14 protein-coding genes and 1 CRISPR repeat array are annotated in these 11,634 nt (G+C 55.7%); of the genes, 8 read left to right on the forward strand and 6 right to left on the reverse strand.

Features of this window, described 5'->3' with window-relative positions:
• Positions 1–280 precede the first annotated feature (280 nt).
• On the forward strand, positions 281–1,639 hold the full coding sequence (locus GKG36_RS05190; protein WP_082210853.1) for a citrate/2-methylcitrate synthase: 1,359 nt from the start codon (positions 281–283) through the stop codon (positions 1,637–1,639).
• Between the two features lie 12 nt (positions 1,640–1,651).
• Positions 1,652–2,101 (forward strand): MarR family transcriptional regulator, encoded by a 450-nt coding sequence (locus GKG36_RS05195; protein ID WP_154259548.1) that lies wholly within the window; start codon positions 1,652–1,654, stop codon positions 2,099–2,101.
• 133 nt (positions 2,102–2,234) lie between these two features.
• On the opposite strand, the gene GKG36_RS05200 is transcribed toward GKG36_RS05195, so the two are convergent.
• The 4 genes from GKG36_RS05200 to GKG36_RS05215 form a co-directional block, all read right to left on the reverse strand.
• A complete protein-coding gene (locus GKG36_RS05200) occupies positions 2,235–2,942 on the reverse strand; it encodes an LrgB family protein (RefSeq protein WP_097774460.1) in 708 nt (235 codons plus the stop codon).
• Positions 2,923–3,255, reverse strand: a complete 333-nt coding sequence (locus tag GKG36_RS05205) for a CidA/LrgA family protein (protein WP_242702883.1) — start codon at positions 3,253–3,255, stop codon at positions 2,923–2,925. Before GKG36_RS05205 ends, GKG36_RS05200 begins: the two co-directional genes overlap by 20 nt.
• A gap of 211 nt (positions 3,256–3,466) precedes the next feature.
• Positions 3,467–4,258, reverse strand: coding sequence for an NERD domain-containing protein (locus GKG36_RS05210; RefSeq protein WP_243138979.1), 792 nt, complete (start codon positions 4,256–4,258; stop codon positions 3,467–3,469).
• 31 nt (positions 4,259–4,289) lie between these two features.
• A complete protein-coding gene (locus GKG36_RS05215) occupies positions 4,290–4,721 on the reverse strand; it encodes an RrF2 family transcriptional regulator (protein ID WP_005942625.1) in 432 nt (143 codons plus the stop codon).
• 222 nt (positions 4,722–4,943) lie between these two features.
• Here GKG36_RS05215 and cysK point away from each other — a divergent pair, with 222 nt between their 5' ends.
• Positions 4,944–5,876, forward strand: coding sequence for a cysteine synthase A (cysK, locus tag GKG36_RS05220; RefSeq protein WP_154259551.1), 933 nt, complete (start codon positions 4,944–4,946; stop codon positions 5,874–5,876).
• A gap of 93 nt (positions 5,877–5,969) precedes the next feature.
• On the forward strand, positions 5,970–6,914 hold the full coding sequence (locus GKG36_RS05225) for a tRNA-dihydrouridine synthase family protein (protein ID WP_120020418.1): 945 nt from the start codon (positions 5,970–5,972) through the stop codon (positions 6,912–6,914).
• A 198-nt stretch (positions 6,915–7,112) separates the two neighbouring features.
• Here GKG36_RS05225 and GKG36_RS05230 read toward each other — a convergent pair whose 3' ends face one another.
• Positions 7,113–7,358: an IreB family regulatory phosphoprotein gene (locus tag GKG36_RS05230; RefSeq protein ID WP_097774456.1), complete on the reverse strand. Its 246-nt coding sequence runs from the start codon at positions 7,356–7,358 to the stop codon at positions 7,113–7,115.
• Positions 7,359–7,519: 161 nt separating this feature from the next.
• Here GKG36_RS05230 and GKG36_RS05235 point away from each other — a divergent pair, with 161 nt between their 5' ends.
• The 4 genes from GKG36_RS05235 to GKG36_RS05250 all read left to right on the forward strand — a co-directional run bounded on the left by GKG36_RS05235 (position 7,520) and on the right by GKG36_RS05250 (position 10,352).
• A complete protein-coding gene (locus tag GKG36_RS05235; protein WP_005942611.1) occupies positions 7,520–7,927 on the forward strand; it encodes a 4'-phosphopantetheinyl transferase superfamily protein in 408 nt (135 codons plus the stop codon).
• A 136-nt stretch (positions 7,928–8,063) separates the two neighbouring features.
• Positions 8,064–8,414, forward strand: a complete 351-nt coding sequence (locus tag GKG36_RS05240) for a type II toxin-antitoxin system PemK/MazF family toxin (protein WP_005942608.1) — start codon at positions 8,064–8,066, stop codon at positions 8,412–8,414.
• Positions 8,415–8,687: 273 nt separating this feature from the next.
• Entirely contained in the window at positions 8,688–9,824 is a 1,137-nt protein-coding gene (gene nagA, locus GKG36_RS05245) for an N-acetylglucosamine-6-phosphate deacetylase (RefSeq protein WP_154259553.1), read from the forward strand.
• 39 nt (positions 9,825–9,863) lie between these two features.
• The gene (locus GKG36_RS05250) at positions 9,864–10,352 is read left to right on the forward strand and encodes a response regulator (RefSeq protein WP_154259555.1); all 489 of its coding nucleotides are present in this window, start codon (positions 9,864–9,866) and stop codon (positions 10,350–10,352) included.
• A 392-nt stretch (positions 10,353–10,744) separates the two neighbouring features.
• A CRISPR array of direct repeats spans positions 10,745–11,077; the repeat unit is 28 nt; unit sequence GGATCACCCCCGCGTATGCGGGGAAAAG.
• Between the two features lie 35 nt (positions 11,078–11,112).
• Here GKG36_RS05250 and GKG36_RS14815 read toward each other — a convergent pair.
• A complete protein-coding gene (locus GKG36_RS14815) occupies positions 11,113–11,562 on the reverse strand; it encodes a 3'-5' exonuclease (RefSeq protein ID WP_347563245.1) in 450 nt (149 codons plus the stop codon).
• Positions 11,563–11,634 lie beyond the last annotated feature (72 nt).

Here is an 11,634-nt window from a genome sequence, read left to right on the forward strand (position 1 = left end):
GATTTTGTTCTTTTTTTATTTACAAACAGTACCTTGACACCGAAATATCCTTTTTGTAATCTTAAAGAGTATTCTGAATGTAAGTGAATGCCGTCCCGAATCAATACGGTTTTTTCGGGCAGGACGGCAGGAAGTTTCTCCAGCGAATGTCCTGGGGGTGGTACCCTGCTGCCACAGGCAGTAGGGCGGGACCGAAGTTCCGGGCTGTTCGCAGAGAAAACTTCCTGATGGCCTGCCAAGTGAGCGCAAGCTGACGGCAATGGGAAAGGAGCAACTACCAATGGATCATCTGCAGAACGTAATGGGATACTTCGACCAGCAGCAGCCGCTGTGCGCCGAACACGACCGCATCAGCAAGGACCTGTACAAGGAGTTTGGCGTTAAAGCGGGCCTGCGCGACGAAAACGGCAAGGGCGTGCTGGCGGGCCTGACCAATATCTCCGATATCCGCGCCTTCCAGTATGTGGACGGGGTGAAAAAGCCTGCCGACGGTCAGCTGCTCTACCGCGGCTACGACGTGAAAGACCTGATCCGCGGGTCGTCCGGCAGCCGCTTTGCCTTTGAGGAAGCGGGCTATCTGCTACTGTTTGGTGAGCTGCCCACGCAGGAAAAGCTGGAAGAGTTCTGCCGCGTGCTGGGCGAGTGCCGCACCATGCCCACCAACTTTACCCGTGATGTGATCATGAAGGCCCCCAGCCACGATATCATGAACTCCATGGCCCGCAGCGTGCTCACACTGGCATCCTACGACCCCAAGGCCGGTGATCTGGAAATTTCCAATGTGCTGCGCCAGAGCATCCAGCTGGCCGGCATCTTCCCCATGCTGGCCGTGTACAGCTACCATGCCTATAACCACTACGAAAAAGACGGCAGCATGTACATCCACCGGCCGGACCCGGAGCTTTCCACCGCAGAGAACTTTTTGCGGATGCTGCGCCCGGATATGAAGTACACCGAGCTGGAAGCCCGCGTGCTGGATGTGGCATTGCTGCTGCACGCCGAGCACGGCGGCGGCAACAACTCCACCTTTACCACCCGCGTGGTCACTTCGTCTGGCACCGATACCTACTCGGCCATGGCGGCTGCCCTGTGCTCCCTCAAAGGCCCGCGCCATGGCGGTGCCAACCTGATGGTGATGCAGATGATGCAGAACATCCGCGAAAACCTGCACGACACCGAGGACGATGAAGAGCTGGAAGCCTACCTGAAAAAACTGCTGCACGGCGAAGCATTTGACCGCAAAGGCCTGATCTACGGCATGGGCCACGCGGTGTACTCCCTCAGTGACCCCCGTGAGGTGGTATTCAAGGGCTATGTGGAACAGCTGGCCCACGAGAAAGGCCGCGACAAGGACCTTGCCCTTTACAACAAGATCGAGCACATGGCCCCGCAGCTGATCGCGGAGGAGCGCAAAATTTTTAAGGGTGTCAGCCCCAATGTGGACTTCTACAGCGGCTTTGTGTACGATATGCTGGGCATCCCCATGGAGCTGTACACGCCGCTGTTCGCCGTGGCCCGCGTGATGGGCTGGAGCGCCCACCGCATTGAAGAGCTGCTCAGCGCAAACAAGATCATCCGCCCGGCCTACAAGAGCCTTGGCGGCACCCACGAATATATCCGCCGCAATGAGCGGGAATAACAGGGAGGATGCATGATGAGCGTGGAACTGAAACATCACCCGGAAGAATGGTTCTTCCTGCACAATTTTGATATCGACAAGGTGTTCAGCACCATCCAGCGGGCGGATTACCTGATCTTATATTACATCAAGATGCAGGCCGAACAGCACCCGGACAGTAAGGTTTATCTGGCTGACCTTGCTGCCGTTATGGGCCTGAAGGTGACAGAGCTTTCCAAGGCCGTTGAAAAGCTGCAGGACAATGGCTTTGTGGCATGGAAGACCGACCGTGAAGCGGGCCGCACCTATGTGGAGCTTTCCAGCAAGGCTGTGGAGCTGATGGCGGAGGAGCGCGCGTTCATGCAGCGCTGTTACGCCCGCCTGCGTGCAGAGCTTGGCGACGAAGAACTGCATCGTGCAGTAAGCACCATGCAGAGCGTGACGGCCATCCTGAAGGATGAACGGGAACACAGCGGCGTATAAAAACAGCCTCAACAAAAAAATGAGATAGACTCCCCCGAAAGGGGTTGCCTATCTCATTTTTGTTGTAAACTGAGGTTCCCGGATCAATAAATAAATTCTACTGAAAAAAGCCAGAGCGGCTATTTTAAATCCTTTACCGGATCAGGTTCACAAACACCGGGCAGAGCACTGCGGTCAGCACACCGGCCACCGCAATGGAAAGGCCGCTCATGGCACCTTCCACCTCGCCCATCTGCAGGGCTTTGCTGGTGCCCACGGCATGGGCCGAAGTTCCGATGCCCACGCCCTTGGCGATGGGGTCGGTGATGTGGAACATCTTGCACACCGTCTCAGCCAGCAGCGCTCCCACGATGCCGGTAACAATGACGATCGCACCGGTCAGGGCAGCAATGCCGCCCAGCTCAGCGGCCACATCCATGCTGATGGCGGTGGTCACGGATTTGGGCAGCAGGGTGGCATACTGCTCACGGGTCAGGTCCAGCGCCAGTGCAAGCGCCAGTGCGCTGCCAAGGCTCACCAGCGTGCCCACCGAGATACCCGCAATGATGGCGGCGGCGTTCTCTTTCAGCAGGTCGATCTTTTCATACAGCGGAATGGCCAGTGCCACGGTGGCGGGCAGCAGCAGATAGTTCACCGGTGCCGCGCTGGCCTTGTAGTCCGCATACGGGATGCTGCACACCGACAGAAAGATGATCACAAAGATGCTGCCCAGCAGCAGCGGGTTAAAAATGGCTTTGCCTGTCACCTTATTGATAAGGGTGCCCAGTGCAAACGCGGCCAGCGTAAGCAGAACGCCCCATGCTGCGGAGCCGGACAAAAAATCATTCAGCAGCTGCGTCATTGTCAGCCTCCTTTTTCTTGCGGCCGGTCAGGGCCTGCGTGGTCTTGCCTGCACTCACCATCACCAGCACAGTGACCGGGATAATAGCAACGAGGATGGGCAACAGCATCTCGCCCATCTCTGCCCACAGTTCCATCACACCGGCGGCAGCGGGCACGAACAACAGCGGGAAGATGCCTGTGAGATAGGTTCCAACCTCTTTCACATCGTCCAGCTTTACCAGCTTGAAGTTCAGCGCTGCCAGCAGCAGCACCAGACCGTAGACGCTGGCCGGGACCGGCAGCGGCAGCACTACATGAAGGATCTCGCCCAAAAAACAAAACGCAAGAATGCGCGCGAACTGAAAAATATATTTCGTAGTAAAGTTCCCCTTTCCTCGATCAAAAGCGTAAATGGACACATCAAGGGTAAAGTATACCGCAGGAGCCCCAATCCATCAACCGTGATTCTGGATAAGAAAAATTGCACATTTCGCCGAGAACTGTGCAAAAAAAGGCGCACCGGTTTTCCGGTGCGTCAAAAGACTATTCATTATAGATGAAATGGCACTTTGGATAGTTCGAACAGCCCCAAAATGTTTTTCCGGCTCCAGAGCCCCGTCTGGCCACCCGAGGAACCAACCGTCCTCCGCATTGCGGACATGTCCATGTTCCATCTGGTTGGATAATGGGGTAGTGTTTTGCTCGAACCTCTTCTATATGTCTTGCTTTCTGTTCAACTGATGCGTCTGTAAACTTAAGAAGTAGTGCATAAAAAGCATTTATCTGTTCGTCAGTCAAACACCTGCCAACGCTTCTTGCGTTCTCAGATAATTCCCCTAAAAGGTATCTATAATAAGTTACGCGATGCCGGTTGCTCACTAAATGTAAGTTCTTTATCTCACAGTTGTTGCCGAAGACCACATAAGAATAGTATGGAACTTCATTGTTCTGCAATAAGCTTTTCAAGCATCGTACGTGCGTTTCGTTTTGCCAAAGCGGGTTATAAAACTGATACTTTTCGGCTTGTCCGCTATGGTTTGGCAAACTTTGCGTCCAATACTTATGATTCTCACTGCCAAAAATCCAGCCGCTATAGTTTTTTGATTCAATCACATAGATACCCGATTCATGAATTAAGATTAAATCAACTTCTGTGGTTCCGCTATCTTTTAGCGGCAGATAACAGTTGGATATAATTGCTTTTTGCCCTTCAAGTTGTTCCAGTACATTGTAAATTTGCATTTCGCCTGCGTGTCCCTTGTCTTCTCCCCAAACAGCTGCAAGGATAGCAGCCACAAAGGCACCGAGGATGCATAGAGCAATCAATGAAATCATGGCAATTATAGTCCACTCGATTATTGTCATATCAGATCACATAATCATTTCCGGCCTGATCAGGCCGGGCGAGATCGGCCAGCGTGATATTGCCGAAGTAGTTGGAGATCAGATCGTCCAGCCCCTTCCACATCTCGTAGGTGCGGCAGTTTGCCATGCGGGAGCAGGGGGTCGCATTGGGGGTCAGGCAGCTCACCGGCGCAAGGCTGCCCTCGGTCAGCATCAGGATCTCGCCCACGGTGTACTGATCCGGGCTGCGGGTGAGCCGGTAGCCGCCGCCCTTGCCGCGCAAGCCCTCCAGAAAGCCGTTCTGCACCAGCACCTTAAGGATGTTTTCCAGATATTTTTCCGAGATCTCCTGCCGGGCAGCGATCTCCTTGAGAGGGACATATTTTTCAGACTGATGCTCGGAAAGGTCGATCATCACGCGCAGTGCATAGCGCCCTTTGGTGGACACGATCATAATAGTGTACTTCCTTTGTTGGTTATAGATTGAGTTTTTAACCTATTATACAACAGGGTAAATAATATTTCAATCCCACTTTTTTCAAAAAATCCATTGACAACCGCACAGAACGGGTCTATAATACCATCAAACCCACAAACAATGTTGGTATAAAGGTTTTGGAACCAGGTCGTCCAGCAGGGCACATGTGCCCATAACTGTATCAGGGAGGAAACTACAATGAGCAAGATTTATACTGCCGCAGATCAGCTGATCGGTCATACTCCGTTGCTGGAGCTGACCCACATTGAAAAGGAGCAGGAGCTGCCTGCCCACATCATTGCCAAACTGGAATACTTCAATCCGGCCGGTTCTGTCAAGGATCGCATCGCCAAAAAGATGATCGATGATGCCGAGGAAAAGGGCCTGCTGAAGGAAGGTTCCGTGATCATTGAGCCTACCTCCGGCAATACTGGCATCGGTCTGGCCGCTGTGGCAGCCGCCAAGGGCTACCGCATCATCATCGTGATGCCCGAGACCATGAGCGTGGAGCGCCGCCAGCTGATGAAGGCTTACGGTGCAGAGCTGGTGCTGAGCGAGGGTGCCAAAGGCATGAAGGGTGCCATTGCCAAGGCCGATGAGCTGGCAAAGGAGATCCCGAATTCCTTCATCCCCGGCCAGTTCGTGAACCCGGCCAACCCTCAGGCCCACATCGAGACCACCGGCCCCGAGATCTGGGAGGATACTGATGGCAAGGTGGATATCTTTGTGGCAGGCGTGGGCACCGGCGGCACCGTGACCGGTGTGGGCCAGTACCTGAAGAGCAAAAAACCGAACGTCAAGGTGGTGGCTGTAGAGCCTGCTTCCTCTCCTGTGCTGAGCAAGGGCACCGCAGGCGCACACAAAATCCAGGGCATCGGCGCGGGCTTTGTGCCGGACGTACTGGACACCAAGGTGTATGACGAAATCATCGCCGTGGAGAACGACGATGCCTTTGCCACCGGCCGTCTGATCGGCCACAAGGAAGGCGTGCTGGTGGGTATCTCCTCCGGTGCTGCTGTTTATGCTGCCCTGCAGCTGGCAAAGCGCCCGGAGAATGCCGGTAAGAACATCGTGGTCCTGCTGCCCGATACCGGCGACCGCTATCTGTCCACCCCGCTGTTTGCAGACTGATCTTTCAAAAAGCTCGCTTCTCCCGTTCTGTGACTTCACAGGGCGGGAGTTTTTTGTTACAATATCCCTATCAAACACTTTGGAGATTTGCCCATGAATTACTATGCTGCCCCCATGGAGGGCCTGACCGACCGGGTGTGGCGGCAGGCACACCAGAAATGGTTCGGCCCTGCTGGCAATGCCGACCGCTACTATGCCCCTTTCATCTCCCCGCCGGAGAACCGGGTGCTCATTAAAAAGAAGATGGCCGAGCTTGCCCCTGCGGCAAACCCCGGCGCACCGGTGATCCCGCAGCTGCTGGCAAAGGACGGCGAACTTGCCGCATGGATGATCGGCGAGCTGCGCGGCCTTGGCTACACCGAGGTGAACCTGAACCTCGGCTGTCCTTCCGGCACCGTCACCGCCAAAGGCAAGGGTTCCGGGATGCTGCGCGACCCCGTCAAGCTGGACGCTTTTCTTGCCGCCGTATTTGCCAATGCGGAAGGGCCTATCTCGGTCAAGACCCGGCTGGGCGTGGAAAAGCCGGAAGAATTTGCTGCCATTCTGGACATCTATAACCGGTATCCCATCTGTGAGCTGACCATCCACCCGCGTGTGATGCGCCAGCTCTACCGCGGGCAGGCCGACCGTGCCGCTTTTGCTGCCGCCCTGCCCGGGTGCCGGATGCCCGTGTGCTACAACGGCGATGTGACCACCGCTGCGGACCTGCACACGTTGGAAGCGCAGTATCCGCAGCTGTCCGGCATCATGGTGGGGCGCGGCATCATTGCGGATCCGGCGCTCTTCCGTGAAGCACGCGGCGGCGCACCGGCCGCACGGGAAGAGCTGCGCGGATACCTTGACGACCTCTACCACGGATACTCCGAACTGTTCGGCAGCGCCGGGTGCGCGGTGAGCCGCATGAAGGGGCACTGGTTCTACCTCATTCACAAGTTTGAGGGGGCCGAAAAGCTGGAAAAGCAGCTGCGCAAGGTGCGGGAACCGTGGGAATATGAGGTCGTCGTAAACCAGATCTTTACGCTGCCGTTCCGACCGTAACGGTTGGAATGGCCTCCGTTTCGCTCTGGCCATCTTCAGCGAAAATTTTATTTTATATAGTTGCAATTCAGAAAGATCTGCGGATTTTTCTGAATTGCGTTTTCACCGGAGGGGCTGTAACGGTAAACGGCATCTGCATTCTATTATGAAAAAGCCCCGCCATCATAGCGACGGCGGGGCATGAGCAGACAAGCGATATCAGACGTTCAGATAACTGCGCAGCATGGCCTGCAGCAGATCGTCACGATCCACCTTGCGGATCATGGAACGGGCATTTTTATAGGTCGTGATGTAGGTGGGGTCTTCGGACAAGATATAGCCCACCAGCTGATTGACCGGATTATAGCCTTTTTCCTTTAAAGCATCGTACACCTGCTGTACGATCTCATGGATCTCATAGTCCTTTTTGTCGTGGATCGAAAAAATAGCGGTCTCGCCACTCACGGAATACACCCCCTTAGGAAGAACTACATTCATTGTACACGAATTGCGAGGAAACTTCAAGCTAAACAGACCGGATTTGCACAGTTTGCATAAAATTTCCGGTCCTGATTTTGCAGGCTGACGGCCTGCACCGCCGCAAATGCGGCAGAAGGAGGGCCTTTATGCTGTATGGCATCGGCTGCGACCTGTGCGAGATCGCGCATCTGGAAAAAAGCCTTACCGGCGCACACGCTGCAGCCTTTATCCGCCGGGTGTACGGCGAGGCCGAACGCGCTGCGCTGAGCCTTGACGAACCGCTGCCCGCCGGGCGCAGCGCCGCCCACCGGCTTGCCAGCGCCGCAGCCAACTTTGCCGCCAAGGAAGCCTTTTTAAAGGCGGCAGGCACCGGCCTGCGGGAGCCGTTCTCCCTGTGTGAGATCGAGGCTGTCCGGCTGGAAAGCGGTGCACCTGCCTATCATTTTTCCGGACAGACGGCGGAATGGATGCAGGCCCATGGCCTTGCCGCCCGGCTCTCTCTGAGCCACGAGGGCGGCATGGCACTGGCCTTCTGCACACTGGAAACTCTGTAAGCCTTTGTGCATACAATGGAATATCCCCTGCGCTGCATAACCGGCGCGCAGCCGGCTCATACTGAAATCAGACGAAGATGCGCCGGACGCATCACATAAGCGGGGCGCATCCTCCAAATGCAGGGAGGGAGATTCCATGGAGGTACACAGAGGAGAAGTTTTTTACGCAGATCTTTCGCCGGTGGTGGGGTCGGAGCAGGGCGGCGTGCGCCCGGTACTGATCGTGCAGAACGAGATCGGCAACCGGCACAGCCCTACCGTGATCGCTGCGGCCATTACATCCCGGCTGGACAAAGCCCGCCTGCCCACCCACATCAATATCCGGGCAGCGGATACCGGCCTTGCCAAGGACAGCGTGGTGCTGCTGGAACAGATCCGCACGCTGGATAAGCACCGCCTGCGGGAGCGGGCCGGGCAGATCACGCCGGAAGATCAGAAACGTGTGGATCAGGCTTTGGATGTAAGCCTGGGGCTTACTTCATATTAAGGGGCTGTTGCAAAACAGCTCTCTGAAAAGATCATGCACAAAACCCGGAACCTATTTTCGGCCAAAACGGCTCAAAAAGGCTCCGGGTTTCTGATTTTACGCTATTTCTTTGTGCAAACTGCGATCGTTTTTTCATTTTCCAGCTTAATTTTTTTGAAAAGGCGCGCGAAGGCTGGTTATTCCCGCCAGAAAATGCTATACTTTTCTGCAGAATGGTTGTGCTGTCGTGTGCAGCATATGCAGGTTTTATGATGATATCGGAGGGCTGATTATATGATCATCCAGAGCAAAAAAGTATGGATCGCCGACCAGTTTATTTCTGCCGCAGTCGAGCTGGAGCAGGGCAAGATCACCGGCATCTTCCCCTATGGTGAAAAGCAGGCCGATGTGGACTATGGCTCCAAGCGCATCGTGCCCGGTTTTATGGATATCCACTGCCATGGTGCCTACGAGTTCGACACCAACGACGCAAAGCCGGAGGGCCTGCGCTACTGGGCAAAGCATATCGTCTCTGAGGGTGTGACCAGCTTTCTGGCCACTACCGTCACCCAGAGCGTGGAGGTGCTGACCAACGCCGTGGCCAATGTGGCCGACGTGATGGAGGGCAGCTACGAAGGTGCCGAGATCCTTGGCATCCACTTTGAAGGCCCCTACCTCGATATGAAGTACAAGGGCGCACAGCCTCCGGAGTACATCGCAAAGCCCAGCGTGGAGCAGTTCAAGCACTACCAGCAGGCAGCACGCGGCCACATCCGCTATGTGACCCTTGCACCGGAACACGACGAAGGGTTTGCACTGACCCATTACCTGACCGAGCACGGCGTGGTGGTCAGCATCGGCCATAGTGCCGCCACCTATGAGCAGGCCGTGCTGGCCTATGCCAACGGTGCCCGCTCCATGACCCACGTGTACAACGGCATGTCCCCCTTCGCCCACCGCGCCAACGGTCTGGTGGGCGCAGCCTACCGCATCCGCACCATGTACGGCGAGATCATCTGCGACGGCTGCCACTCCACCCCTGCTGCCCTGAACAACTACTTCATGAGCAAAGGCCCGGATTACGCCATCATGATCTCGGATGCACTGATGGCCAAGGGCACCCCCATTGGCAGCGAGTATATCTTTGGCGGCAACCATATCACCATCTACCCGGACGGCAGCGCCCATCTGGACAACGGCACGCTGGCCGGTTCCACTTTGAACATCAACAAGGGCCTGCGCATTCTGGTGGAGGAGGCCATGGTGCCCTTCAACTATGCACTGAACGCCTGCACCATCAACCCGGCACGCTGCCTGCATCTGGACGACCGCAAGGGTTCCATCCAGATCGGCAAGGATGCCGACCTTGTGGTGCTGGACGACAACTACGATGTGCTGCAGACCTACTGCATGGGCAAGGCCCAGCTGTAATTTCTGGCTGACGCGAACAAAGGATGTGTTAAACCCGTTATGATCCAGATCGCCTTCTGCGACGATGACCAAACAGTTCTGGACCAGCTCTCTGCCCTGCTGGAAAAATATCGCGCCCAGCGCTGTGTCCAGATCCAGTGCACAGCCTTTCACAGCCCGCTGGATCTGCTGGCCGAGATCGAAAAGGGCACCCGGTACGATATCCTGTTTCTGGATGTCATCATGCCGGCCGAAAACGGCATTACCGCTGCCAAGGAGATCCGGCAGTACGATAACGTCGTCAAGATCATCTTTCTCACTTCCTCCGCCGAGTTTGCAGTGGAATCCTATGTGGTGGGTGCCTACTTCTACCAGCTCAAGCCCATCTGGGAGGACAGCTTTTTCCGTCTGACGGATTCGGTGATCGCCGAGTGCCGCCGCGCCGACCAGCGCAGCCTGATCCTGCACTGCAAGACCGGCATCTCCCGCATCGATCTGGACCAGCTGCTCTACTGCGAAGTTCTGGGCCGCACTGCAGGATGCCACTGAGCTGGTCGTCACCCTGCCGCTGCTGCTGGCACTGGTGCACTGGATCGCGCCTTCGGTGCGCGCGCTGTCGCACTCTTCGCTCAAGCTGCAGCTGCAGTTCGGCGTGGACGGCAGCGCAGGTTTTTACCGCATTGAAAAGTCCGGCACTTTGCTCCGCCTGAAGGCCGAATAAAATCACAGTGCGCATTCGTTCCACCCTTAATACGCAAAACACCCCTCGGCTTCCGCAGCAGGAAACCGAGGGGTGTTTGTTATGCTTTATTTGTGTCGGGTCAAGCCCTTACGCCATTACTTGCGGGGATTCTTGATCGCAGCCTGGGCGGGCGATAAAATTGCAGAGTTCTCCTTTCCAGAAATATCATTTCACTTTCCGTTGCGCCCGTGGTTCTTTTTTGTAAGCCCCGCGTATGCGGGGAAAAGGGCGTGTACGCCATGCTGTACACCGGTTTGTGGGGATCACCCCCGCATGTGCGGGGAAAAGTCTTAGTGCCAGCGATCAAACGGTTTGCCCAAAGGATCACCCCCGCGTATGCGGGGAAAAGAGCTGCTCATAGCCCGGCACTTTGACGACGCCAGGATCACCCCCGCGTATGCGGGGAAAAGCAGAAAGACACCCACGCAGCTAAGGAAGCCAAGGGATCACCCCCGCGTATGCGGAGAAAAGTGGCTTACGTCCTCGATTTCTTCCAGCATGTTGGGATCACCCCCGCGTATGCGGGGAAAAGACTAAAAAGATCCCGTAGCACCGTGCCTCCTGTTGCTATTGTACCGCTGTTTCCTTCAGTTTGCAATAAAACTGTTGTATCAGACGGCAGTCCGGCAGGGCGCGATGCTCCACTTTTTCTGCCAGCTGAAAATGCTGTGCCAGCGTCACCAGCTTATAATTTGCGATCCTTGTAAGGTTTCGGCGGGCAAGTTGTGCAAGGTCGATCTGGCGGTTGGTCGGTGCCGGAAAGCCATATCGTTTGCAGGTCATGCGCAGAAACTCCAGATCAAAGGCAATATTATGTCCCACCAGTGGGTCTTTGCCAATAAACAACAAAAAGCTATTCAGCGCTTCCCGTGGTTCTGTTCCCTGCTGCAATTCCGCAGCGCTGAGTCCTGTCAGGGCTGTGATCTCTGCCGGAACGTTTTCTTCCACGCAGACCAGCATGGTCAGCTCCTCCACCGGTACACCGTCCCGGACCCGCAGCGCTCCATATTCGATGATGGAATCGGACGCGGCTGCTCACATTGCCCACATAAACGCCCGTGTTGATCTCGCACAACCATTTGGACAGAT

The organism is Faecalibacterium sp. BIOML-A1 (genome assembly GCF_009679715.1).
GTDB lineage: Bacteria > Bacillota > Clostridia > Oscillospirales > Ruminococcaceae > Faecalibacterium > Faecalibacterium taiwanense.